Annotated in this window: 22 protein-coding genes; 20 read left to right on the top strand and 2 right to left on the bottom strand. The window is 35.4% G+C overall.

Features of this window, described 5'->3' with window-relative positions; all coding sequences use genetic code 11:
• Positions 1-59 precede the first annotated feature (59 nt).
• From NSQ40_RS09635 to NSQ40_RS09720, 18 genes are all read left to right on the top strand, one after another.
• Positions 60-1886 (top strand): APC family permease, encoded by a 1827-nt coding sequence (locus tag NSQ40_RS09635; RefSeq protein ID WP_003206802.1) that lies wholly within the window; start codon positions 60-62, stop codon positions 1884-1886.
• A 662-nt stretch (positions 1887-2548) separates the two neighbouring features.
• On the top strand, positions 2549-4072 hold the full coding sequence (locus tag NSQ40_RS09640) for a sensor histidine kinase (protein ID WP_033796058.1): 1524 nt from the start codon (positions 2549-2551) through the stop codon (positions 4070-4072).
• Positions 4035-4709 (top strand): response regulator, encoded by a 675-nt coding sequence (locus NSQ40_RS09645; protein ID WP_097787396.1) that lies wholly within the window; start codon positions 4035-4037, stop codon positions 4707-4709. Before NSQ40_RS09640 ends, NSQ40_RS09645 begins: the two co-directional genes overlap by 38 nt.
• Before the next feature lie 223 nt (positions 4710-4932).
• Positions 4933-6039: a hypothetical protein gene (locus tag NSQ40_RS09650; protein WP_003196827.1), complete on the top strand. Its 1107-nt coding sequence runs from the start codon at positions 4933-4935 to the stop codon at positions 6037-6039.
• 36 nt (positions 6040-6075) lie between these two features.
• Positions 6076-7176: a hypothetical protein gene (locus tag NSQ40_RS09655; protein ID WP_341286100.1), complete on the top strand. Its 1101-nt coding sequence runs from the start codon at positions 6076-6078 to the stop codon at positions 7174-7176.
• Positions 7177-8136: 960 nt separating this feature from the next.
• Positions 8137-9297, top strand: a complete 1161-nt coding sequence (gene nheA / locus NSQ40_RS09660; protein WP_003196831.1) for a non-hemolytic enterotoxin subunit A — start codon at positions 8137-8139, stop codon at positions 9295-9297.
• Between the two features lie 53 nt (positions 9298-9350).
• Positions 9351-10559, top strand: coding sequence for a non-hemolytic enterotoxin subunit B (gene nheB / locus NSQ40_RS09665; RefSeq protein ID WP_003196833.1), 1209 nt, complete (start codon positions 9351-9353; stop codon positions 10557-10559).
• A 196-nt stretch (positions 10560-10755) separates the two neighbouring features.
• Positions 10756-11841 carry a non-hemolytic enterotoxin subunit C gene (gene nheC / locus NSQ40_RS09670; protein ID WP_033797946.1) on the top strand — a complete coding sequence of 362 codons (1086 nt, stop codon included), beginning with the start codon at positions 10756-10758 and terminating at the stop codon, positions 11839-11841.
• A 281-nt stretch (positions 11842-12122) separates the two neighbouring features.
• Positions 12123-13061, top strand: a complete 939-nt coding sequence (locus tag NSQ40_RS09675) for a sugar-binding transcriptional regulator (RefSeq protein ID WP_003196838.1) — start codon at positions 12123-12125, stop codon at positions 13059-13061.
• Between the two features lie 404 nt (positions 13062-13465).
• Positions 13466-14137 carry a deoxyribose-phosphate aldolase gene (deoC, locus tag NSQ40_RS09680; RefSeq protein WP_341286101.1) on the top strand — a complete coding sequence of 224 codons (672 nt, stop codon included), beginning with the start codon at positions 13466-13468 and terminating at the stop codon, positions 14135-14137.
• A gap of 111 nt (positions 14138-14248) precedes the next feature.
• On the top strand, positions 14249-15430 hold the full coding sequence (locus tag NSQ40_RS09685) for a NupC/NupG family nucleoside CNT transporter (RefSeq protein ID WP_003196842.1): 1182 nt from the start codon (positions 14249-14251) through the stop codon (positions 15428-15430).
• Positions 15431-15478: 48 nt separating this feature from the next.
• Positions 15479-16780, top strand: a complete 1302-nt coding sequence (locus tag NSQ40_RS09690; protein ID WP_006094518.1) for a pyrimidine-nucleoside phosphorylase — start codon at positions 15479-15481, stop codon at positions 16778-16780.
• 38 nt (positions 16781-16818) lie between these two features.
• Positions 16819-17214 carry a cytidine deaminase gene (locus tag NSQ40_RS09695; RefSeq protein ID WP_003206815.1) on the top strand — a complete coding sequence of 132 codons (396 nt, stop codon included), beginning with the start codon at positions 16819-16821 and terminating at the stop codon, positions 17212-17214.
• A gap of 338 nt (positions 17215-17552) precedes the next feature.
• Positions 17553-19904, top strand: coding sequence for a xanthine dehydrogenase family protein molybdopterin-binding subunit (locus NSQ40_RS09700; RefSeq protein ID WP_098187837.1), 2352 nt, complete (start codon positions 17553-17555; stop codon positions 19902-19904).
• Positions 19891-20727 carry an FAD binding domain-containing protein gene (locus tag NSQ40_RS09705; RefSeq protein ID WP_033796061.1) on the top strand — a complete coding sequence of 279 codons (837 nt, stop codon included), beginning with the start codon at positions 19891-19893 and terminating at the stop codon, positions 20725-20727. The genes NSQ40_RS09700 and NSQ40_RS09705 overlap by 14 nt, the downstream gene beginning before the upstream one ends.
• The gene (locus tag NSQ40_RS09710) at positions 20727-21194 is read left to right on the top strand and encodes a (2Fe-2S)-binding protein (protein WP_003196852.1); all 468 of its coding nucleotides are present in this window, start codon (positions 20727-20729) and stop codon (positions 21192-21194) included. Before NSQ40_RS09705 ends, NSQ40_RS09710 begins: the two co-directional genes overlap by 1 nt.
• Complete coding sequence (locus tag NSQ40_RS09715; RefSeq protein ID WP_098187836.1) at positions 21194-22144, top strand: XdhC family protein; 951 nt, start codon at positions 21194-21196, stop codon at positions 22142-22144. Before NSQ40_RS09710 ends, NSQ40_RS09715 begins: the two co-directional genes overlap by 1 nt.
• A 1-nt stretch (position 22145) precedes the next feature.
• Positions 22146-22748: a nucleotidyltransferase family protein gene (locus NSQ40_RS09720; protein ID WP_080547197.1), complete on the top strand. Its 603-nt coding sequence runs from the start codon at positions 22146-22148 to the stop codon at positions 22746-22748.
• Positions 22749-22881: 133 nt separating this feature from the next.
• Here the strand turns inward: NSQ40_RS09720 and NSQ40_RS09725 are convergent, their stop codons facing one another.
• Entirely contained in the window at positions 22882-23112 is a 231-nt protein-coding gene (locus tag NSQ40_RS09725; protein WP_018765396.1) for a DUF896 domain-containing protein, read from the bottom strand.
• Positions 23113-23695: 583 nt separating this feature from the next.
• On the opposite strand from NSQ40_RS09725, the gene NSQ40_RS09730 reads away from it, so the two are divergent.
• Both NSQ40_RS09730 and NSQ40_RS09735 read left to right on the top strand, forming a co-directional pair.
• Positions 23696-24592, top strand: coding sequence for a LysR family transcriptional regulator (locus tag NSQ40_RS09730; protein ID WP_003196862.1), 897 nt, complete (start codon positions 23696-23698; stop codon positions 24590-24592).
• Positions 24593-24640: 48 nt separating this feature from the next.
• Positions 24641-25489 carry a YitT family protein gene (locus NSQ40_RS09735; RefSeq protein ID WP_003196864.1) on the top strand — a complete coding sequence of 283 codons (849 nt, stop codon included), beginning with the start codon at positions 24641-24643 and terminating at the stop codon, positions 25487-25489.
• 174 nt (positions 25490-25663) lie between these two features.
• On the opposite strand, the gene NSQ40_RS09740 is transcribed toward NSQ40_RS09735, so the two are convergent.
• Positions 25664-26896 carry an ATP-grasp domain-containing protein gene (locus tag NSQ40_RS09740; protein ID WP_003196866.1) on the bottom strand — a complete coding sequence of 411 codons (1233 nt, stop codon included), beginning with the start codon at positions 26894-26896 and terminating at the stop codon, positions 25664-25666.
• Positions 26897-26960: the final 64 nt, after the last annotated feature.

Genomic DNA, 26960 nt, shown 5'->3' on the forward strand with positions numbered 1-26960 from the left:
GCGTATTAATTTGACTAAAAGAGAAATGTACGTACAAAGTTATTGGAGAGTGGACAGCAGTGGTTTCAACTATAAAGAGGTTTTTAATTGGAAGACCATTAAAATCAACCGAATTAGGAGAGCAAAAGCTTAATAAAACGAAAGCGTTAGCAATTCTATCTTCTGACGCATTATCATCGGTTGCCTATGGTCCGGAGCAAATATTGATTGCTCTATCTACAGTGGGGGCGTTAGCATTTTGGTATTCTATTCCAATCGCAATAGGAGTCTTAGTTTTGCTAACAGCTCTAATTTTGTCTTATAGACAAATTATTTTTGCCTATCCTCATGGCGGGGGAGCATATGTAGTATCAAAAGAAAATTTAGGTGTTAATCCAGGATTAATAGCTGGAGGTTCCTTATTAGTAGACTACATTTTAACGGTGGCAGTAAGTGTATCTGCAGGTACAGATGCTATTACATCTGCTTTTCCTAGCTTACATGCTCATAATGTAATTATTGCTATTATCTTTGTATTATTTATTACAATTTTGAACTTAAGAGGAGTAACGGAATCAGCTTCTATTTTAGCTTATCCCGTTTATTTATTTGTTTTAGCGTTATTTATATTAATCGGTGTAGGTATATACAACATTGTAACAGGTGAAGTCTCACCTAATTTGCATACACCAATTGGTACACCAGTAGCAGGGATTAGTTTGTTTTTACTTTTAAAAGCATTTGCATCAGGTAGTTCTGCTTTGACAGGTGTTGAAGCCATTTCCAATGCGATTCCAAACTTTAAAGATCCGGCTCCTAAAAATGCTGCTAAAACGTTACTTGCGATGGGCTCCTTACTTGCAGTGTTATTTTCAGGAATCGTATATTTAGCTTACTATTATGGTATTACTCCAAGTGGAGAGGTAACAGTTGTTTCACAAATTGCCGAAGAAACATTTGGACGGAACTTCATGTATTTCTTTATTCAAGGAACAACAGCGTTGATATTAATACTTGCTGCTAATACTGGTTATTCTGCTTTTCCTTTATTAGCAGTTAATCTTGCAAAAGATAAGTTTATACCTAGAATGTTTACAGTTAGAGGAGACCGATTAGGGTATTCAAATGGAATTATCATACTTGGAATTGCTTCAATTCTTTTAATTATTGCTTTCCAAGGGCAAACGGAACATCTCATTCCACTTTATGCAGTAGGCGTGTTTATTCCATTTACGTTGTCCCAGTCTGGAATGGTAGTAAAATGGATTCGTGAAAAGCCTCAAGGATGGATTTTAAAATTAACGATTAATTTAACGGGTGCTATTATTAGTTTTATAGTTATGAGTATGTTCTTTTTAACTAAGTTTTCACAAGTTTGGACAGTCTTAATTTTCTTACCTGTCATTATTATTGTTTTTCATCGAATTAGAAAGCATTATGAAGCGGTAGGTGATCAATTAAGTCTTAAAACTTGTGAACCAATTGTGCCGATTGAAGGGAATGTCATAATTGTTCCTGTTGCTGGGATGACTCATGTAGTAGAGAATTCATTAAATTATGCTAAATCCCTTTCACCAGATCAAGTCATAGCTGTTTACGTTTCTTTTGAAAGAGAAGATGAGAAGAAGTTTGAAGAAAAATGGAAGAAATGGCAGCCTGAGGTTAGACTGGTGACACTACACTCTCATTACAGAAGTATTATTCAGCCGCTAACCAAATTTATTGATACAGTTCAATATAAAGCTAGCGAATCAAATTATCGGGTTACTGTAGTAATACCGCAATTTATTCCTAAGAAAGGCTGGCACAATATTCTTCATAACCAGTCTAGCTTATTGATTCGTGCATTCTTGCTTTATAAGAGAAATGTAGTTATTACAACTGTACCGTATCATTTGAAAAAATAAAGATTATAGAACAAGCAATTTCTAAGGTAGCTTTACTTATGTAGAGCTACCTTTTTATACAAATAGGTTTTATATCTTATCTTTGTGTATCCAATCCTTATGTTAAATTTGGTATTTCGAAACTTTTTATCACTCCAAAAGTTATTCTTTCTAACCTTGTTAAAATTCCTATCCATTTACTTTCACCAATTCTTTGAACGACCCTGGTTTTTAAAATGATTATCTACATTTTATGAATATATTTACTACTATTAAGGCAATAAAGATATATAGTTTTTGATTTTTTCTTTAAGAATATTATTACAAAAGTGCATGTTCCACATCCACATTCGTCATTAAGTAGAAGGGGGGAGTTTATATCTGTTTCTCCATACCAATCTATCTTTTTAAGAAGTTGTTAAAATAGAGTGAATGATAAGACGGAAAAGGATTTGATTTACAGAAGAGCAGGGAGAGGATATATTCGTGCACAAATAATTTTAAGGGTACGCTAGGAAATTTCTAATTTATCAAGAAAAATTAAATTTAGAATGAATTATATAAAGAAGCTTCTTGGGGGGAGGAATATTAAATTTCAATACATATTTTATAGTAGGGAGTAGATTTTAGTGGGAATTGAACAATACGGTGGTCACTATACTTTCAATTAGGAAGGGAAAAACATGAAATTTTTGTCTCGTTTTGTCCGGCATTTCCGCCGCTTGCAGTGGAAACTGACTTTATTTTATGTATTAACAACCATTGGTGTTCTATTAACCCTTGAAGTGGTAGGCTTTCTTATTTCACTTAGTCTAGTGAAATATAATGCGGACCAAATGTTTGAACAACAGATAAGCATACAGGCCCAAAATATATCTTCTAACTTTAATGGACCATTGATTAATCAAAATCAACTGAAGAAGGCATTAGAAGATTGGCCCATAGAAGTAGGGACTGAATTCGATGGATTTTCTGTGGTGACTAATCCAAATGGGAAATTACTTGCAAGTGCTGGAGAGAATGTGCCTCAGTTTATTGATTTTAAAACAGAGTTCCCTGCGAAAGTTCATCGAAATATATATACAGCTCTGTCACTGAAACCATCCGAAGCACGTAAGTTAAAAACATATAGCTATCATAAAGGTGGGGTTTTATATATTGTTGCTCCGTTATCTAATGAGAAAGATGTTCTTGGGGTATTAGTAGTTAAAGCAGAAAACATACATTTTTCTTTGTTCGATTTTTGGAAGGCTACTTTTCAGTTTTTTGGATTTAGTATTTTGGCTTTCTTTATTGGTGCAGCAATTGTTGGTATTACTTTTGGAATTATCACCTCTCGAAGTCTCGTTCGTCGTATTCAAAAGATATTAAACTCTACAGATCAATGGAGTCAAGGAGATTTCACAACATTTGTACATGATCCTTCAAAGGATGAATTAGGGCAGTTGGCACATAAGTTGAATCAAATGGCGAAACAATTACGTACCTTACTTAGAGTGCGGCAAGATTTAGCGACACTTGAGGAACGCAATCGATTAGCTCGTGAGCTACATGATAGTATTAAGCAGCAACTGTTTGCTACATCTATCTGGCTGAATACTAGTAAATCTCTTATTGGAAAAGATGATGATATCGCTAAAGACCATTTGCTAAAGGCAGAAAACTTGTTACATCAAACGCAGCGGGAGTTAAGTGCATTAATACGGGAATTACGTCCTGTCGCACTTGAGGGAAAGAATTTGGCACATGCATTAAAAGATTATGCGGGGATGTGGCAAGAACAAACGGGTATCATGGTTAATTTGGAGACAAGTGGACAGCAACAAGTATCCCCCATTATTGAAGAAACATTTTTTCGCATCACACAGGAGGCACTGAATAATGTTGCACGCCACAGTCAAGCAAATATGGTAATGATTCATCTAGAGTGCGAAGAAGTAGTAACTCTTTCTATTCATGATAATGGTTGTGGGTTTGATATTCAAAGGGGAGCTCGACAAGGAGTAGGTTTGTCCTCTATGCGTGAACGGATTCATGCGTTAAAGGGGAATATCGATATCCAAAGCGGGATAGAGAAAGGTGTGAAAATTACCGTTCAATGTAAACAAGCAGACATTTGGAAAGATAACAATCCGAATGCCAATGGTTATTTAGAAGAGGTGACAGAAAATGGAGAAGGAAGATCCGATTTCGATTTTAATTGTTGATGATCATGCAATTGTAAGACAAGGATTGAATACTCTGTTCACAATTCAACCTGACTTTCACGTGGTTGGAGAAGCAGAGAATGGTGAGAATGCTACGGACCTAGCTGCTGAGCTTGTGCCAGATATCGTACTCATGGATTTAGTGATGCCGGGTATCAGTGGTGTAGAGGCGATACGAATGATTAAACAAGTTAGTCCTCGTTCTCAAGTGATTGTGTTGACTTCTTATCATGAGGACGAGTACATTTTTCCAGCGTTACGTGCAGGGGCAATATCATATGTGCTTAAAGACATTGAGCCTAATCAATTGGTTGAAACGGTAAGGAGAGGCGTACAAGGCGAATCCATTATGCATCCACGGGTGGCTGCACGGGTTGTTAATGAGATTCGTGCTACGAAACAGGCATCTCCCGATCCATTTTCCGAGCTAAGTGAACGAGAATTGGAAGTATTACGATTGATTGCTAGGGGGCTCACGAATGCTGAAATTGCTGAAAGTCTTTTCATTAGTGAAAAGACAGTGAAAGGCCATGTTAGTAACATTTTAAGTAAGCTTCATATGCTTGATCGTACGAAAGCTGCTGTTTTTGCATGGGAACAAGGGTTTATGCGTCCGAATCAGGAAAGCGATTATTAATTTATATTTAGAAAGTTCTCAACCCAATTCCTTTACATGGAATTGGGTTTTTGTTTTCTAGCGACATTTACAAGAAGTGGGCCTAAAGCCTTAATCATGTAAACTCCTGTTTATAAACGGATCTTTAGACCTGTTTATAAACAGGTCCGTGGATTCGTTTCAAATTGTTTCTCCTATTATAGTATGAACTTACTCATCACTATCCACTAAGGAGTTGGAGACTATGGTTTTTAAATTAAATCATATACGACAGTCGACTGAGAATAACTCAGAATACACATTGAAAGATAGGAAGAGGAATCAAAATAAACTGCTGTCAGATTGGCATAGATGGGTTGCTTATATAGCTGCAATCTGGTCTTTCTTGTATGGGATTTTGGGGCTTTATTGGGCTTTAGGAGGCGCAGGATTTCCTTTTGGTGAAAATGATTCAAGAGGGGTTATGATGGGATCATTTTTAGCAAACATACAATCAGATGTGGGAGGAGTGACAATCGCTTGCATTGGAGGGATTGGAGCAATCGCTGCATTGGCTACAATCCGAATGTGGGGGGAAATGATTCCACGTGTAGTCCTGCTCATTTTCGCATGGATAATGTGTATGACTCTAGTGTTTGTGATTCCTGATGTCCGGGTATTACAGAATTTCGCTTATTCATTCATGCTACACTTTCAACTCATTGATTGGTCTGTAATAAATCAACTTCTATGTATGGTAGGGGGATTTTTGTGGGGAGCCACAGCCTTGGCTTATCAGCGGCGTAGCCGGGAAGCATGTGTGAATTGCGGGCGCCAAAAGGAGACTCAGGATAACTCAATTGCCGGAAACAGTTTGGGGAAATATGCAACCTACATTGCTATCGCTATGGCACTTCCTTATGGCATTGTCCGCTTAGCGTGGGCTGCAGAGATTCCATTGGGAGTGAGTGATGCAGCAGCAACATTAATTAGCAATCAATCATTTACGGAACGTTTGATAGAGGTCGTACTTGGGGGATTACCAATATGCGGTGCTATTCTTACATTGGGACTTATCCAAAAATGGGGAGAAAATTTTCCTCGTTGGTGCCTTTATTTGGCTGGAAGACGTGTTCCTATTTGGTTCGCGGTGATACCAGCGACATGTGCATCTGTTCTTATCACTCTTGCGGGATTAAAAATAAGTCCGATTATCATTTTGAAAATATTGGATGGTTCCATCAATACTGGAAATTGGGGAGAATTAGGACCTTCACTATTTTGGCTTCCATGGGGAATAGCATTAGGAGTGGCAACTCTTGCTTATTATCAAAGAAGGAAAGGCCAGTGTGGATTTTGCGGAAAGTTTTAGCATTTGAACTTTCTAATAGAAGGGGTGGTTTTCGAGATGTTAAAGATAAAGAAAACAAGTGAAACCGGAATTCATATTGTTGAGCGGTTATCGCTATGGCCAAAATGGATTGGGTATGTTGCAGGTGCGTGGTCGTTTATGTATTTCATATTAGGTTTGTATTGGGCGTTGGGAGGAAAAGGTTTTCCACTTGGGATAGGGGATCCACATTCTGAATACTCAATGCTAGCTGGTTTGAGGCCTGAGATCGGTGCATCTATGATGGTTGGATTTGGATTAATGGGAGTCATTGTAGCTGTCCTGATGATTCTTGGCTGGGGCAAGGGACTTTTCCGAATGATGTTGCTCACGTTTGTGTATATGTTAGTAGCAATTCTATTATTTGCAGTTATCGATTACCGTATTTTGGCGACTGCGGCGTATGGAATTGTCTTTCTGGTTGGAGCGCCATTTGATTTTCCATCTGAAGCTAATTTTTTTGAACACATGATGTATGGGACGGTTATAAATCAATATATTAGTATGCTTGGATCCTTTCTATGGATTGCTACTGCTTTAGCCTACCAACGCCAAACACGAAATGCTTGTCCGTATTGTGGCCGAAATAGTAATCCTTCTAAATGGACATCACAATCCTCAGCAGCATCTTGGGGGAAATGGTGCACTTACATTGCTATTATAATTCCCATCTGTTATTCCATAACAAGATGGTGTTGGGCGATAGGCATTCCACTAGGAACGACTAAAGAATTACTTGATTCTTTTGAACGTGATTCACCTGGAATTTGGTTAATGGGTGCGTCTTTGGCAACCGTAGCGCTTGGAGGGGCAATTCTTACGCTAGGGCTTATTCAGCGATGGGGAGAAAATTTTCCGCGTTGGTTTCCATTTGTTGCTGGTAAGCGTGTACCTCTTTCATTAGCGATTATCCCGGCTTCACTGGTTTCCATTATGGTTACTTCAGCTGGTTTGATGTACATCCGAGGTTTTATTAATAAAGGGGGCCTAGATCATAGGGGATGGGCATTGGAAGGTCCAGAGTTATTATGGCCAATTTGGGGAGTGGCTCTGTTTGGCGCTACGATAGCTTACTATTATCGGAGGCGTAATAAATGTAGACACTGTGGTAGTTTGTAGTGTACTTTGCTAATCAAAAAATAGAAATAGAATAGGATTTCTCAGTAAACTTTACCATTTAATTGGTGCTAGTGAGCGCTCGCTTTTAGATAATGAATATAGGATATAGATGGGACTTACTACCTATGAATAAAAGAGCAGAAAGGGAATGTTTTTATCAGGAGGATGATTAATTCATTTTCTTTTTTATAAAAAGAGAAAATGAATTGTTTTCTGTAAGGGAGAAAAAGTTTTAAAGTAAGGAAATCTGCTTTGTGAAAAGAGTGTATGCATAATTGCATACACTCATAATAGTTATATCGAAATAATAATTGTTATGGCGATTCTTTTAGAGATAAAGGTGCTTTTCAATGAAAAATACTCCTATTAATATTTTATAAAGTTAATGTTACTTTATATTGAAATAAAGACAAAAAGCCTATGGAATAACGGAAGAAAAAATACACCTTTACGATAAAAAATAGCTGTGTTTAAATGAGGCTACAGTATAAAACTTGAATTTAAACACAGTTATTTGTTTCATAACCTTATTAATGAATTGTGAAAAATGAATAATATTTTTGTGTAACATATGCAATCTTCTTTCTTAGTTTTATAGGGAATTGGAAGAAGATTCATGGTAGGAAATTCATTCAGTAAATAAAAGGTATGATGAATAGCTTATATGATTTAGTTTAAGTCCAAGTGGTGCTATATTTTAAATCTAATGAATCGAAAGAGGTGGATATAGTAAAATATGATTTTATTTTCTTATTAAGATAGTAGTTCTAATTTGAATCAAAAAAGTAAGGGATGAAATCGCTAATAAGGAAATATAAAAACTAATAGAGTTCATACATATTCGAAAAAGATTGATATGTATGGAAACGTTTCCTATATTTGTCTATTACAAAGAAATAAACAGTATTAAATCTATATAAAAAAATATAATTAGTTACTAATATATTAGGAGGAGTTAAAGTGAAAAAGACTTTACTTACAGGGCTATTGGTTACGGCAGTATCTACAAGTTGCTTAACACCTATAAGTGCTTTCGCAGAAAGTAATCAATCAGAATTTAAACAAACAAGTGTTCAAAATATTACGGCTAGAAATACATTGTCAAATTCGATAAGAACTTTAGGGGCAAACACTCCTTTAATACAAGCTTACGGATTAGTTATTTTACAACAGCCAGATATTAAAGTAAGTGCTATGAGTAGTTTGACAGATTTTCAAAAGATCGCAAAAACGAATGTCCGTGAATGGGTAGATGAGTATAATCCGAAGTTAATGGATCTAAATCAAGAAATGATGAGATATAGTACAAGATTTAATAGCTATTATAGTAAATTATATGATTTAGCTGGAAAAGTGAATGAAGATGAACAAGCAAAAAATGATTTTGTAAGCGCTTTCGGTAGACTCCATAGTCAATCACAAACAATTCAAGATGACATGGAACAAACTTTACTTGAGTTAAATCGTTTTAAAGCTTTATTGGATAAAGATAATGCAAGTCTATCTCAAAAGGCTGACACAGCAATTCAATCATTAAAGGGCTCAAATGGAGATATTGTACAAATAAGAGCGGATATTAAAAGAATTCAAGAAGAGATTCAAGCGGAACTTACAAAGATTTTAAATCGACCAAATGAAATTATTAAAGGCTCAATTAATATTGGGAAACAAGTTTTTACAATTACGAATCAAACAGCTCAGACAAAAACAGTAGATTTTGTATCGATTGGATCTCTTAGCGATGAAATCGTAAATGCTGCAGATAGTCAAACAAGAGAAGCTGCGAATAGAATTCAGCAGAAGCAAAAAGAACTACTACCACTTATTCAAAAGTTATCACAATCTGAAATTCAAGTAACTGAAATTACATTTATTGAAGATCAGGTAAAAAGTTTTACGGAGCTAATTAATAGACAAATTACAACTTTGGAGTATTTGGTGAATGATTGGAAGTCAGTGAATGAAACTATGCTTCAAATGAAAGAGAATCTTGCAACAGGTGTTTCTATTGATAGTAGTACACTCCAAAAACAATTTAGTCAACTTAAAAGATTAAATGATGAGATGGCTAAACAAACGAAGCAATTTGAAGATTACGTGACAAATGTAATGGTACATTAAATTTCTTGCAGACAATACATCATAATAATTAATGATATAGGGAGAGAAGAAAAATGACAAAAAAACCTTATAAAGTAATGGCTCTATCGGCAATCATGGCAGTAGTTGCAGCAGGTAATATCCTACCAGCACATACTTATGCAGCGGAAAGCACAACAAAACCAATTCCGATTCATGCTAGTGTATCAGATGCATCGGACAAGTACTCTGAATATTCATTAGGGCCAGACGGTCTAAGAGATGCGATGGCAAGAACAGGTTCAAATGCTTTAGTAATGGACCTATATGCTTTAACAATTATCAAACAAGCTAATGTTAATTTTAATGGTATAACGACAGTTGATGATTCTTTAAAAACAAAAGTCGTTCATCATCAAGATGTTGCTAGAGGAAATGCAAATCATTGGTTGGATACAATTAAACCGCAATTGATTTCCACGAACCAAAATATTATTAATTATAATACGAAATTCCAAAACTATTATGATACGTTAGTAACAGCGGTAGATAATAAAGACAAAGCAACACTAACAAAAGGACTTACAAGATTATCTGCTAGTATTACAGAGAACAAAGAAAAAGTAGATAAGTTAGTGGAAGACTTAAAAAAATTCCGAAATAAAATGACAGCAGATACACAAAACTTTAAAGGCGATGCAAATCAATTAACGTCTATTTTAGCAAGTCAAGATGCTGGTATCCCACTTATGCAAAATCAAATCACAACGTATAATGAGGCGATTGGTAAATATAACGCAATTATTATTGGATCGTCAGTTGCAACAGCTTTAGGACCAATCGCGATTATAGGTGGTGCAGTTGTAATTGCTACTGGTGCAGGGACTCCATTAGGAATTGGACTTATTGCAGGTGGAGCAGCAGCGATAGGAGGGGGAACTGCTGGAATTGTTTTAGCGAAGAAAGAACTTGATAATGCACAGGCAGAAATCCAAAAGATAACAGGACAAATTTCGCAAGCTCAATTACAGGTAGCTGGCTTAACAAATATTAAAACTCAAACTGAATATTTAACAAATACAATCGATGTAGCCATTACTGCACTGCAAAATATTTCAAATCAATGGTATACAATGGGATCAAAATATAACTCTTTACTTCAAAACGTTGAATCTATTAGCCCTAACGATCTTGTTTTCATCAAAGAGGATCTAAATATTGCTAAAGATAGCTGGAAAAATATTAAAGATTATGCTGAAAAGATTTATGCTGAGGATATTAAAGTAGTGGATACAAAAGCGTAATAAATCACTAATGCTTTATATGGAGATACTTGATAATTTTTTCGGACATATAAAGTATGGGATGCAGGTCTCCTGTTCAATTTTGAGCAGGAGATTTTTAATCTCATTATTCGTGAACAGAGAGACACAGAGAATGGTTGAGATAAAGAGAATCTCAGCTGATAGAAGTTGTACTTTATACAAAGTAGGTGGAGATATGAATAAGAGGCTTTATAAGAAAATCATGTTGTCAATGATGGTTCTTGGGGTTACGACAAGTAATATTGTACCACTGCATCCACTTGCAGCAGAACAAAAGGGGCAAATACATTCATTGCAAGAAAGTAATAAAAACTATTCTCTTGGTCCTGCAGGATTCCAGGATGTAATGGCACAAACAACATCTAGTGTATTTGCAATGGATGCATATGCGAAAACAATTCGTGATCAACAAGAAACAGATTTGAGTAAAATAAGTGCAGTAAATAGTAGTTTACGAGAAAATATGATCAAGCACCAAAAAGAGGCCAAGTTGAATGCGACATACTGGTTAGATGAAATGAAACCTCAAATTTTGAAGACGGATCAAAATATTGTGGAATTTAATGATACATTCCAAGCATATTACAACAATTTATTAGCAGCTATGGACCAAAAAGACAGCGGAAAATTGAAATCTGATTTAGAAAAATTGTACAATGTCATTTTGAACAACCAGAGTGAAGTGGATAAGCTGTTAGGAAATCTAAAAACGTTTCGAAATAGAATGGCAGAAGATACAAAAAGTTTTAAGGATGATTCCAATCAATTAACCTCAATTTTAGCAAGTACGAATGCTGGAATTCCACTTTTACAACAGCAAATCAATACTTACAATGATTCAATTAAAAAAAGTAATGATATGGTTATTGCGGGAGCAGCACTTTGTGTGGCGTTAATCACTTGTCTCGCTGGTGGGCCGATGATTGCTGTCGCTAAGAAAGATATTGCAAATGCAGAACGAGAAATCGAAAACTTAAAGGCTAGAATTTCTGGGGCACAGGCGGAAGTAGCTATTTTGACTGATGTTAAAAATAAGACAATCAATATGACGGAAACAATTGATGCAGCCATTACTTCTCTTCAAAATATATCGAATCAGTGGTATACAATTGGAGCGAAGTATAATAATTTGTTGCAAAATGTAAAAGGCATCAGTCCTGAGGAGTTTACTTTTATCAAAGAAGATCTGAATACAGCTAGAGATAGTTGGCAGGATGTTAAGAATTATACAGAAAAATTACATGAAGGTGTAGTAGAATAAAGTAAGACTCTAATCAGTGGGGGGCCTCCGCTGATTTTTTTGTTTTGGTTGAAGTTTGAAACGAGGATAAATAGAGGTTTAAGGAACTTCATATGTGTTAATTCAAGGGACCGAAAAAAGAAACTTATTGATAGAAATTTTTTTCGCCCAATAAATAAATTTGATTGAAGTTACTCTGAAAATGTTGGCTATCAATTTAGATGGTCGAATTTCCTAGAATAAAGCGGTATAATGCTTGTAAATGATAGAAAAATGTAGGAAAGGATATATAAATAGCTACTATGGATAAAGATAAACAACAATTAAGTGTTGAAGTTGCAAGATTATACTACCAATCTGATTATAGCCAACAAGAAATTGCTAATAAACTGAATATTTCCAGACCGACCATCTCAAGGCTTTTAAAATATGCGAAAGAAAAAGGATTTGTTCAAATTAACATAGCAGATCCATTTGCTGATTTAGATAATGTAGGAAATCTACTTAGAGAAAAATATAATTTATTAGAAGCGCACGTCGTATTTTCTCCGGTACCAGAGTATGCGACTATTACGGAATATATTAGTAAATATGCTGCTGAGTATATGGAGAAGACTGTTACAAATGGTGATATCGTTGGTGTGAGCTGGGGAACCACTATGTATGAAATCGCAAGAAAAATTGTGCCGCAACATGTAAAAGGGGTAGAGGTTGTTCAATTAAAAGGGGGTATTAGTCACTCAAGTGTTAATACCTATGCGAATGAAACAATCGCTTTATTTGCAGATGCATTTCAAACGACACCACGAAATCTACCGCTTCCAGTTATATTTGATAACGCAGTTACAAAGGAATTAGTGGAACAGGATAGACATATTCACCATATTATTGAAATGGGAAAACAAGCAAATATTGCAATTTTTACGGTTGGAACTGTTAGAGACGAAGCTCTATTATTTCGATTAGGCTATTTAGATAAAGAAGAGATGAGTTTATTGAAAGAACAAGCTGTTGGTGATATTTGTTCACGTTTCTTTGATGGAGCTGGTAATATTTGCAGTGAGGAAATTAATCAGCGTACAATTGGTATTGATTTAGAGGAGTTGCGCTTAAAAAAACGCTCTGTTCTTGTTGCTGGAGGTTCTAGAAAAGTAAAAGCAATAGATGGTGCGTTAAGCGGAGGATATGCAAATGTGCTGATTATAGATCAGCATACCGCGAAAGAGCTTTTAAATTATTAAAAAGGTTAAAAAAGAAGGTTTCTCAAAAGTATAAATTTGAGAAACCTTCTTTTAGTATGTGGCTGTGCAATATATGAGTTTTTCAGTAAAAAATTCATGATGAAATAATGGTTTGTATAAGAGATTTGTGAAAGGAATTTTTTAATCCCGTAAAAGTCGGATTGGTGAGGGCTGATAATCAGTGAGGGGTGAAGCCCCTTCACTGATTAAAGTTTCACTTTATAAATGAATAAATACTGTGTTTTATGAGGGAGCTGTTAATAGGGTATCCCCTTTTTTGTGTCAATTTTAAAAACTTAGTTCGCTATCTCAAAAAAATATTGAACATAATTTCAAAAGTGTGTTTACATTTGTTCAAAGTGGAGTTAGAATGAAGTTGTTAAAAGATATGAGGAGTGAAGAAAATGAACATTGCAAAGTTAATTGATCATACAGTTTTGAAACCGGATACTAAAAAAGAAGACGTTATGAAAGTTTTAGAAGAAGCAAAAAAATACAATTTCGCTTCTGTTTGTATTAATCCTACATGGGTGAAATTAGCAGCCGAAGAATTAGCAGGACATGATGTAGATGTTTGTACAGTTATTGGTTTCCCTTTAGGTGCGAATACAACTGAAACAAAAGTATTTGAAACAAAAGATGTAATTGCAAAAGGTGCAACTGAAGTTGACATGGTAATCAACGTTGGCGCTTTAAAAGATGACAATAATGAATTCGTTGAAAAAGATATTTACGAAGTTGTACAAGCTGCAAAAGGAAAAGCACTTGTAAAAGTTATTATTGAAACATGCTTATTAACAGATGAAGAAAAAGTACGTGCTTGTGAATTATCTGTAAAAGCTGGAGCTGACTTTGTAAAAACTTCAACTGGATTCTCAACTGGTGGAGCGACTGCTGAAGATATCGCATTAATGCGTAAAACTGTTGGAGAAAATGTTGGTGTGAAAGCATCTGGTGGTGTTCGTACAAGAGAAGATGCAGAGAAAATGATTGAAGCTGGAGCTTCTAGAATCGGAGCAAGCGCTAGTGTTGCAATCGTATTAGATGACAAAAATGGTGCTTCAGATAACTACTAATTCATAAAACGTTGTAAGTAATAGATAAACAAACTGCAAGGAGCATGGTGTATCTATTACTTTAACACTTGATAAATATGTAAGCGGATACGGAAAAGGAGGGGGGATTTTATGAAATATGTAATCGGTATCATAGGCTTGATCATTGTGTTAGGCATTGCATGGCTTGCTAGTAATAATAGAAGAAAAGTGAAATATCGCCCTATTATAACGATGATTGTACTTCAGTTTATTTTAGGTTTCTTACTATTAAATACAAGCATCGGGAACGTGTTAATTGCTGGGATTGCAGATGGTTTTGGACAATTGTTAAAGTATGCTGGTGATGGTGTTAATTTTGTATTTGGTGGTTTAGCAAATCAAAAAGAATTTTCATTCTTTTTAGGGGTATTAATGCCAATTGTTTTCATATCAGCTTTAATTGGTATCCTGCAACACATTAAGGTATTACCATTTATTGTGAAATATATTGGTTTAGCTTTAAGTAAAATAAATGGAATGGGGAAACTTGAATCGTATAATGCTGTAGCTTCAGCGATTCTAGGACAATCAGAAGTATTTATTTCGGTTAAGAAACAGTTAGGTTTATTATCGGAAAGAAGATTATATACATTATGTGCATCTGCAATGTCAACGGTTTCTATGTCGATTGTTGGATCATACATGGTGTTATTAAAGCCTCAATACGTTGTAACCGCTTTAGTGCTTAACTTGTTTGGTGGTTTTATTATCGCTTCTATCATTAACCCTTACGAGGTTACTGAAGAAGAAGATATGTTAGAAGTACAAGAGGAAGAGAAAAAGACCTTTTTCGAAGTATTAGGGGAGTATATAATTGATGGCTTTAAAGTTGCTATTACAGTAGCGGCTATGTTAATTGGATTTGTTGCTTTAATTGCTTTCATTAATGCAATTTTTAAAGGGGTAATTGGTATCTCATTCCAAGAAATCCTTGGCTATGTATTTGCGCCATTTGCTTTTATTATAGGTGTCCCTTGGCATGAAGCTGTTAACGCAGGTAACATCATGGCAACGAAACTTGTATCAAATGAATTTGTAGCTATGACAAATTTAGCACAAGGGAACTTTAATTTTTCAGGCAGAACAACAGCAATCATATCAGTGTTCCTTGTTTCATTCGCAAACTTCTCTTCAATCGGAATTATCGCCGGTGCTGTTAAAAGTTTGAATGAAAAACAAGGGAATGTAGTAGCAAGATTTGGTTTGAAATTACTCTTTGGTGCAACTTTAGTAAGCTTTTTATCAGCAACAATAGTTGGTTTAATATATTAAGAATTTAAGAGCTAGACGAATAAAAAATAAAAAGGATTGGTGATTCAGATGAGAATGGTAGATATTATCGCGAAAAAACGTGATGGTAAAGAATTAACAACAGAGGAGATTCAATTCTTTATCAAAGGGTATACAGATGGATCAATACCTGATTACCAAGTAAGTGCACTGGCAATGGCTATCTTTTTCAAAGACATGTCTGACCGTGAACGTGCCGATTTAACGATGGCTATGGTGCATTCTGGAGAAACAATTGATTTATCTGAGATTGAAGGAGTTAAAGTAGATAAACATTCAACTGGTGGTGTTGGTGATACAACAACATTAGTGTTAGGACCATTAGTAGCTGCTTTAGATGTACCAGTTGCAAAAATGTCTGGTCGAGGTTTAGGTCATACGGGTGGTACAATTGATAAATTAGAAGCAGTAGAAGGCTTCCATGTTGAAATTACGAAAGAGCAATTCATCGAATTAGTGAACCGTGACAAGGTTGCAATTATTGGACAAACAGGAAATTTAACGCCTGCCGATAAAAAAATATATGCACTACGTGATGTTACTGGAACAGTGAATTCAATTCCGTTAATCGCAAGTTCGATTATGAGTAAAAAGATTGCGGCTGGTGCTGATGCGATTGTTCTTGATGTTAAGACAGGTGCTGGTGCATTCATGAAAACAGAAGAGGATGCGAAAGAATTAGCACACGCAATGGTACGAATCGGAAATAATGTTGGACGTCAAACAATGGCTGTTATTTCAGACATGTCACAACCTCTTGGCTTTGCAATTGGTAATGCTCTTGAAGTACAAGAAGCGATTGATACATTAAAAGGGGAAGGTCCAGAAGATTTAACGGAATTAGTACTTGTATTAGGTAGTCAAATGGTTGTACTTGGGAAAAAAGCGAATACGTTAGAAGAAGCACGTGAAATGCTAAAAGAAGTTATGAAAAATGGAAAAGCAATTGAGAAGTTCAAGGAGTTCTTGAGTAATCAAGGTGGAGATAGCTCAATTGTAGATCATCCAGAAAAGTTACCACAAGCTAAATATGTAATTGATGTACCTGCTAAAACTTCAGGTGTAGTCTCTAACATTGTGGCAGATGAAATAGGTATTGCTGCCATGCTTCTAGGGGCAGGTCGTGCAACAAAAGAAGATGAAATTGATTTAGCTGTTGGCTTAATGCTACGTAAAAAAGTTGGTGAAGCTGTAAAAGAAGGGGAACCACTTGTTACGATTTACGCGAATCGTGAAAACGTGGAAGATGTAAAAGCTAAAATTTATGAAAACATTTCTGTATCAGAAAAGGCTGAAACTCCTAACTTAATTCATACAATTATAACTGATTAATGGTTCATAGGATTAATTTACTCTGAGGAGGAAATAACTTGGATAAAAAAAGATACATTGAAGAAGCAACGAAGATGTTAGAAAAAGCTTATATTCCATATTCTAAATTTCCTGTTGGTGCAGCGTTGGTTACGAAAGAAGGTAAGATCTATACAGGTTGTAATATAGAAAATGCTTCTTATGGTCTATGTAATTGTGCTGAAAGAACGGCTATATTTAAAGCAGTATCAGAAGGGGAACGTGATTTTAGTTATTTAGTAATTACAGGTAAAACAGATGGGCCTATTTCACCATGCGGAGCTTGTAGACAAGTCATTGCAGAGTTTTGCGATCCTAAAATGCCAGTGTTATTAACAAATCTAAAAGGCGATGAAAAAGAAGTAACGGTTGAACAATTGTTACCGGGTGCATTTTCGATTGAGGATTTAATCTAATTTCAAATGAATATAAGAAAGAAGCTGTCCTAAAATTTATATGTTGGGAGAGCTTCTTTTTTTGTGTGAAGAATATGTTTTTATTTATATAACCATTGAAATTCTGTTCATGAAAGACATTTTTCTATTTGAATGGGAATTTGCTGGGGATGGATCGACCGTTTTGCAGGATTACTCTTTCTGTCTGCTTCTTATCTATTTCAAACTCGTAAACTGTCCACAAGGTTAGGTGAAGTTCTCTCTAATGGTATTGTGCATCTATAAAGAGTTCCGTACTAAATGAGGGTGGCTACGAATAAGGTTGGTAGAAGAGTAGAAGGAAGGGAGGGAGGGCTAAAATGAAACCGTATCACATTATTGGAAAAAGTATTAAACGAAAAGAAGGTGCGGATAAAGTAACGGGTAGAGCAAAATATGTGGATGACGAGATTGAGATAGGTACTTTATACGCAAAACTCTTAACAAGTGTGTATGCGCATGCTTTTATTGAAAGTATTGATATAAAGAGAGCTGAGGAAATCCCTGGTGTTCATGCTGTAATAACAGGCGCAGATTATCCTATTCTGGTCGGTTCCAGTATTGTAGATCGTCCCCCGTTAGCCTACGAAAAAGTTCGGTATTTTGGTGAGCCTATTGCACTTGTCGTAGCGGATAGCGAAGCGATTGCTAAACACGCAACAGCACAAATACGTGTTACATATAAGAAACTGCCTGTAGTTCACGCCCCGCTGCAAGCCTATTTAGAAAGGGATATACTCGTACATGAAAATATAGAACAATATGAATTGGAAGAAGAAGTATATCCAGAAGCGCATACAAATATTGCAAATAGAACGAAAATTCGTAAGGGAGATATTCGAGAAGGGTTTGTAAATAGTGAAGTTGTTGTAGAGGAAACGTTTTCTTTTCGGCAATCTGATCATACTGCAATGGAAACTCGATGTGCGAAAGTAGAAATTAAGCCAAATGGAGAGGTTATTATTCATTCTACTTCGCAAGCCCCTTTTGAAATTAAAAGATTGCTTAGTAAGACGTTTCAAATTGATGAGGAAAAAATAATTGTACATGTGCCTTTAGTTGGAGGGGCGTATGGTGGAAAAACAACGGTACAACTTGAGTATTTAGTGTATCTTGCTTCTAAAGCAGTGGGTGGGAGGCGTGTTACCCTGCGGAATAGTAGAGAAGAAGATTTTGTAACATCGCCTGTTCATATTGGTTTACAAGCAAAAGTAAAGCTTGGATGTACAAAGAATGGGAAATTGCAAGCTGCAGAGATTTTATATTTATTTGATGGCGGTGCGTATGCTGATCGAGCAGTGACCATGAGTAAAGCGGCCGGATTAGACTGTACAGGTCCATACTCAATTCAGCATGTATCGTGTGATTCGCTTTGTATGTACACGAATCATCCATATGCGACATCGTTTCGTGGATTTAGTCATGCCGAGTATACATTTGTAATTGAAAGAATGATAGATATATTGGCAAAGAAAGTAAATATATGTCCGCTTGAGTTTCGTATGAAAAATACAATTGAGCGAGGAGATACAACACCAACACAAGTATTAGTCACAAAAAGTAATACGGGGGATATTCGGGCGTGTTTACAAAAGTTAAAATTGCTTATTAGTTGGGAAGAAGGGAATCGTATTGTTTTACCAAATGGGAGGATACGGGCAAAAGGAATTAGTTGCTTTTGGAAAAATTCGACTACACCAAATAATGCTGGAGCGGGTGCGACTATAACCTTTAATGGTGATGGGAGTGTAAATGTCAATTGTGGTGCAGTGGAAATTGGACAAGGAACGAAAACAACTTTAACACAAATGGTTGCAGAAAAAATGAATATGAATGTTAAAGATGTATCTATTATGATGGAAGTCAATACACAAATAGCGCCAAAACATTGGAAAACAGCTGCCAGTCGAACGACACATCTCGTTGGAAATGCAGTTGTAAAAGCGACGGAAGATGTAATGAAGCAGTTACTAGATACGGCGGCTAATGTACTTGGAATACCAGCAGGTGAATTAACAATTGCAAACAAGACTGTATATGTAAAAACAAATCCAGATATTTACGTACCATTTTCAAAAATTGTTTTTGGATATGTTGATTCGAGTGGGAATGTAGCAGGGGCGCAAATAATCGGAAGAGGTACATATATCTTTGAAGGAATAACAAAGATTGACTATGAAACAGGAAAAGGGCAACAAGGACCAGAGTGGGGAGTGGGAGCACAGGCAATAGAGGTTGAATTTGATCCACAATTATATACGTATAAATTAATTAAAGCAGTAACGGTTGCAGATGCTGGAAGGATTTTAAATAGAAAAGGAGCAGAAACACAAATTATAGGGGCTATGAGTATGGGATTAAGTTTTGCGACGAGAGAAACATTTCACTATGACTTGTATGGGAGAGTTCTTAATAATCAGTTTCGTTCTTATAAAGTGATGCATTATGGGCAACACCCAAAATACATTGCTGAATTTGTAGAAGTACCGCATGATCAAGCTGCATTTGGGTCTAGAGGGCTTGGTGAGCATGGAATTATCGGTATGCCAGCTGCTTTAGCGAATGCGTTATCTATTGCGGCTAGTATTTCACTTCGTCAATTACCTATTAATCCTGAATTGATTTGGAAAGTAAAACAAGCGGAGGAGAATGGTGTATATGATACCATTTGACTTTGAATATTATCGTCCGAATTGTATCGAAGAAGCAATCCGATTATTTCATCAGCTGGATAAAGAGGGAAAAAGGCCTATTTATTATGGAGGAGGCACTGAAATTATTACAATGGGGCGTTTGCAACAAATAATTGCGAAAGCGGTCATTGATTTGAAAGATATTCCCGAAGGTAATATTTGTGCATGGAATAACCAAAAGCTTATTCTTGGAGCTACATTAACATTAACACAAGTTCAAGAGGAAAAAGTATTCCCCCTTCTTGGAGAGACTGCCGGAAGAGCTGCAGATCACACAGCAAGAAATAAAATTACGCTTGGTGGCAATATTGCAGGGAAAATTATATATAGAGAAGCAGTACTTCCTTTTTTACTAGCTGATAGTACATTTGTTATTGCAGGAAAAGAAGGTGTAAAGTATATCAAGGCACAGCAAGCGTTTATTGAGAAGTTACAATTGCAAAAAGGTGAGTTTCTCATACAAATTATCACCGATCAAAAATATATAGAATCTCCTTATTACAGTGTGAAAAAAAGGCAATTAGAGAAAATTGATTACCCACTTGTAACAGTTGCTGCGTTAAAAAGTGATGAAGACATTCGAATTGCATTTAGTGGATTGTGTGCCTTTCCATTTCGGTCGCTCGCAATAGAGGCAGTGTTAAACGATTGGGATATTCCAGTAAGGAAGAGAATTGAGCGCGCCCTTCTTCATATTCCCGCACTTATATTAGATGATATACGAGGTTCGCGTGCTTATCGTATGTTTATTTTGCAACATGTGCTTTATGATGTGCTGATGAAGCTTGAAGGGGTGAAATAATGGGGAATGGGCAATTTATTCTTCATGTGAATGGGGAAGATAGTGAAGTGATTGTCAGAATGGCAGATACGCTATTATATACATTACGACATAACCTCGGTCTAACTGGAGCTAAGCCGGGATGTGAAAACGGTGATTGTGGTGCTTGTACAGTTCTTGTTGAGGGGCTACCAATTAAGTCTTGTATTATGTTAGCTGTGGAAGCGATTGGTAAGCGGATTACAACGATTGAAGGCTTATGGGAAACGCCTATTCAGCGAGCTTTTGAAGACAAATGGGCTTTTCAGTGTGGGTATTGTACGCCTGGGTTTATTATAAATTGTCATGCGCTCGTTACACAAAAAATGGATGTGGATGATTCAGTTATTGAAGAATGGTTAAGTTCTAATATTTGCCGGTGCACAAGTTATCAAGAGATTGAAGAAGCTGTGAAATCTGTCTTACAAAAACAACGGGAGCATCAATGATGACTTCTGTTCATACTGTACTAGAAGCACTACTATCTTGTGAACAACGATGTGCTTTAGCGACGATTATTCATGTAGAAGGATCTGCATATTGTAAAGAAGGAACAATCATGCTTTTTGGTGAAGATGGAACGAAAGTCGGAATGTTAAGTGCAGGTTGTTTAGAAGAAGAGGTTTCTGTTTATGCAGCTGAAGTAATAGAGAATCAAACTTGGTCTATCCATCAGTTTAATACAAAAGCAGAAGATGATTTATCTTGGGGAATGGGATGCAACGGCATCATTCGTATATTAGTTGAGCATATAGATGAGGAGTACAAAGCTTTTTTGCAAACACTATATGAATATCTTAAGAAGGGTATTTCAGTTCGAATGATAAAGAACCTTTCTTCATTACAGACTTTGTTTGTAAGTGAGAATGGTGACATGTTTGGGAATGAAGAAGCTTTATTTTCAACTCATTCCTTACATGGTTTATACGGTAAATGGTTTTATCAACACTTTGCACCAAAACCACGATTCTTTATTTTTGGAGCGGGGGAGGATGCGAAACCTCTTGTTCGGTTTGCAAAAGAAGTAAACTTTTTTGTAACAGTTTGTGATTGGCGTGAATCGTTATGTAATTCTTTACATTTTCCGAGTGCAGATGTTTGTATGAATGGGTTTCCGAAAGAGATTGTACCACGACTTCTATTAAGAGAAGAAGATTTTGTTGTGATTATGACTCACCATTTTCAACGCGATCAGCAATTGGTTGAACTTTTATTGAAACAATGTGTTCGCTATATTGGTATTTTAGGTCCACGTCACCGCACTGCTCGTCTATTAGAAGGAAAGACGATACCAAAAAATGTTCATTCTCCGGTAGGGCTTGCAATTGGTGGAAAAGGGCCAACTGAAATAGCGATTAGTATCATAGCTGAAATTGTTCAAGAATTAAGGGGGAAGTAAAATAAAGATTGCTGGTATATATTTAGCTGCTGGAAACAGTCGAAGGATGGGGCCAGGAATAAATAAATTATACTTACCATTACAGGGGAAACCACTTGGAAACATAGCGTTACAAGCGGCATTTTCTTCAAGGCTCTCTCATATTATTGTTGTTACAAATGACCCCACGTGGATATTAAAGAGGATGTGCCGTGAAAATGTGTATATTCTTTCTTGTCCAAACGCTGATAAGGGACAGTCATATTCTCTTCAGTGTGGTGTTAAAATGGCGAAAAAAATAAATGTAGATGCAGTGGTTGTTCTTTTGGCGGATCAACCATTCGTTACAGCTGAATTTATTAATAAGATAATGGATTGCTATGAGCAAAATAAAAACATTCATTTTGTAGCAGCGAGTTATAGGGGAATAAGGCAACCTCCTGTTTTATTTACAAAGAAAGTGTTTCCGTTTTTTAAAGCGTTGAAAGGGGATGAAGGAGCACGTGCAATTTTTATGAAGCCTACGATAAATGGAATTTCATTGTTGTCTCAAAACGACAAAATATTTTTTGATATCGATACATGGGAAAAATATCAACAGGTGAAACAAAAATATGCGGATTGATATGGTGTTTGAATTACAATGTAGTAGACATAGAATTATGTCAAAAAGAGCCGGAATTTCTCAATATAGAAATTTGGCTCTTTTTACGTTGATATTATTTTGTAAAATTGGTCGTTTGAATCGATTTTGGATCTCAATTTGTAAGGTTCATACGATTTTGTGCATGCTGTAAAGCAAGTGGAGTAACGTTTTCCCCGTTAGGATCTACAATCGTTGTATTTAATAAAATGGAATCTAAACTTCCGCGAAATTCTGTCATATAGTGTTGTCTTAACATTTGTTGTTCCTGTTTTTCAGTTTTTTTTAGTCCGGAAGCTTTTTCTTTTTTTGCTAATTCATTAATGCGAAATAATATATTTTTCATTTTGTTCACCTCTTTTAACTATAAAATAGTAACTCACTAATTTATAGTGATATTGATATTTCTTTTTGATTATGTCAATAGTTGTAAATGAAAAAAACACCCCTTTTTTAAAAAAGGTGTCTAACTAGATTACATTAGGTTTATCCATCAATTTTATAAATGATTTCTATTAAAATAATTCATTTTATTTATTTGCATTCTAAATATATAATAGCGATTAGGTGAGTGCACAGGAACAGCTATTTAATTGTCCTTCTTTTCGGAATGCTATTTGTGCATAAATCGTTCGATTTAATAAGTCGTTTAGATAGTTAATCAATGATTTTTTAGGAAATCGCTCAAGCTCGCAGAATAGAAAATATATGAGATTGTTACTAAAACCAACTAATTTCATGAGAATGATTATTTTTATTGGTGTCTCGGTGAACAATGGACTGCATTTCTGCGTAAGAGAAAACTATGTAACCTACATATTAACTTTTTCATTATTATGAAGATATGGTTATAACAAGAAAAACATCTGGAAATTATATTTTAACTTTATATAAAATAAAAGAATGATCGTACAACAGGAGGAGTAAGTATGGAGCTGCGCCATTTGAAAACTTTTATTATTGTAGCGGAAAGCGGTGGCTTTACACGGGCTGGAGAACAACTTGGGTATACGCAATCGACAATTACTAATCATATTCGATCATTAGAAGAAGAGATTGGAAATCCATTATTTGATCGTCTTGGAAAAAAGGTAATTTTAACTGATGTAGGGGAGCATATGCTTTCTTATGCGCATAAAATATTGGAATTATCAAATGAAGCATTGGAATCATCTCAAATGAACGGGAAATTTTCAGGGACAATACGCATTGGAGCGAATGAGTCTTTAATGATTTATCGATTACCTGCTGTTTTATATGAATTTAAAAGGAAGTATCCGCAAGTACATATCATTTTACAACCATCAGAGAGTCAAGAATTGCACAATGAGCTAAAATCAGGAAAATTTGATTTCGCTTTATTTACACATCCGGAGCAACTGGGTACAGACATTGTTACTCATTCTCTTGTTCAAGAGAAGATTGTGCTTATTGCTCCGCCCAAACATCCACTAACAAAAAAGGTGAGCGTTAGTCCTGCTGATTTAGAAGGAGAAATGTTGTTGCTTACAGAGCCAGGGAGTTACCGAGATTTGTTAGAAAGACGGATTAAAGAAGATGGTATTAATTGTTCTCATATTCATTTTTGGAGTATTGAAGCGATTAAGCAAACCGTTATGTGTGGGCTAGGGATATCTTATTTACCGTTTATAACGGTAAAGGAAGAAATCGAGCAAGGCAAGCTAAGTGTACTACCATGGACGTATAGTGAAGATTTCGTTACAACTGAATTGGCATATCATAAAAGCAAATGGTTAACTCCTGCAATGAAGAAATTAATTGAAATGATAGAAAAGCATGCAGAGAAATGGAAAGAATTCGCTTGATTCTCTGATCTGAAAGTAGGCTGGAAACTATATATTGGGGGAAAAGTAATGAATGAAAGAGTAATAAATGAAAGAGTGAAAGAAGTAGCGCTTGTCGTAATAGGATCCTTATTGTTTGCGATTGGGATTAACTTTTTTGCTATTCCAAATCGGTTATCTGAAGGTGGAGTTATTGGGCTTACAGTTATTACATATTATTTGTTTGAATGGTCACCAGGTACTGTAAACCTTTTAATAAATGCAGTATTACTTGCAATTGGGTATAAGTTTTTTGATAGAAAGACAATGGTGTATACAATACTTGGTATTGTCTCTTCATCTTTCTTTTTATATATCACAGAAGATATAGCGACTCCGGTAAATCATGATACATTGTTAGCAGCTCTATTTGCGGGTGTTTTCGTTGGTGTTGGTTTAGGATTTATGTTCCGTGCAGGTGGTACATCAGGTGGATCTGCAATCATAGCACAATTAGCAAACCAATATTTAGGTTGGAGTGTTGGAAAAGGTGTATTAATTATTGATATCGTCGTTATTGCAGGTTCAGTATTTATTATTGGGCAGGAAAAAGCGATGTATACGCTGGTAGCGGTATTTATCGGTGCAAAGGTTATTGATTTTATTGTAGAAGGATTGAATACAAAGACTGCTGTAACAATTATTTCAAACTATCCAGACATGATCAGAGAATCCATTATGAAGAGTATGACACGAGGTGTAACAGTACTAGATGGGAAAGGTGGTTACACAGGAAATAACAAAGAAGTATTATATGTTGTCATCAATAAACAAGAGCTCATTCAATTAAAGAAAGTCGTGAGCCAAAAAGATGAAAATGCATTCGTTGTCATTCACGATGTACGTGATGTATTAGGTGGTGGTTTTAAAGCGAGTTAAAAAAGCTGGTCTTCAAATTTTGAGGACCAGCTTTTTGTTTAAGGAGGTAAAAAAATAATCATTAGTTTATAGTTTTAAGAAACAACGTCATAACAAATACGATAAAAAAAACGAAACACTATAATGTATAAGGGTTTCGTTTTTATTTTGAGTATCGTTTGAATGCAGCATAATCTATGCTGTTGTATTCATTGGTTCAATGTCAAAAGAAATTTCTTTAGCTGCTTCTAAAGCTATTCTTTTAGCTTCTTGTTTAGAAAATGATGCTGCTAAAACGTAGCCGCACCGATCCCCCATTGATTTAGGAGGTTTTAGGATACTTCCCTTTTTAGGTTTTATATATACTTCTTCTACACCAGGATATTTAGAGCTACGCTTTTTTCCTGTAACTCGAATTAATTTCCCTCTATAAGCGACTGTTAAGTAGTGCGTATACACATATTTATAATGTTTTTTATTCAGTGAAGGTTTATTTCCTAACATTAACTGAATCGTTTCCTGTACTAAGTTGATTCCATGTCCAACTTCAATCATACGATTCATAGCTCCGCCTGATATCCTTGGGTTTATCTCAATTAACTTCCAAATACCATTTACTCTGCGGAGCTCCAGATGACAAGCACCATTTTTTATATCAAAAGCATGTACAACAGAATGAATAGCGTTAAGAAGACTATAATGTAGTTTAGTGTCTAATTGTCCTAACAAAGAATAACCAGTGACGATAAAACGTTCAAAAAATGTAATTTCTTGTTCAATCACTGCAATAATATGAACCTTTTTATTGTGAACTAAAACTTCAACTAAGTACTGAGGTCCATCTACATATTCTTCAAGTAGAATTTCTTCATTAGGTCGTTTTTTTAAAAGGGTTTGCATAGATGAAATTAATTGATCTCTATCCTTTGCCAACAATACATCTTTTGATCCTGCTGATTCAGGGGATTTAACGACAAGAGGAAATTTCATCTCTACAGTTTTAAGAAAAGATGATAAGGATTCTGTTGGTTTGTAAATTAAATAATTGAGTGAAATCGGTAAATTCTTAAGCACGTTACGGGTCAATATTTTATTTTCCATATGATAAATTGCGTCAGTAGATACCATACTTTTACAGAACTTCTCAGACAAACATGCAGCGACATAAACAAAATAATCAATAAAACTAAAAATTCCTTTTATATTTTTCCCTGTTTTTTTTAGATTGTGGATTACTGTAATTAAATTATCATAATCATTTATATCGGTAAATATCATCTGATGTACATCCGGAAATTCACTTCGTTCTTCAAGAAATCTTTTTTGGTCTGTTAACAAAACCGTAAAGAAATTAAGTTTCTCTGCTGCTTTAATTGCTTCCCTACTCGATCCAGATTTATTTGTTTCAATAAAAACAATAGTATTCATAATCTTACCCCACCCTATCTTTACTTGTTTTTATAAAATAAGCTCTGTTATCTATATAAATAGA

The organism is Bacillus sp. FSL K6-6038 (assembly GCF_038050455.1).
Lineage (GTDB): Bacteria > Bacillota > Bacilli > Bacillales > Bacillaceae_G > Bacillus_A > Bacillus_A pseudomycoides.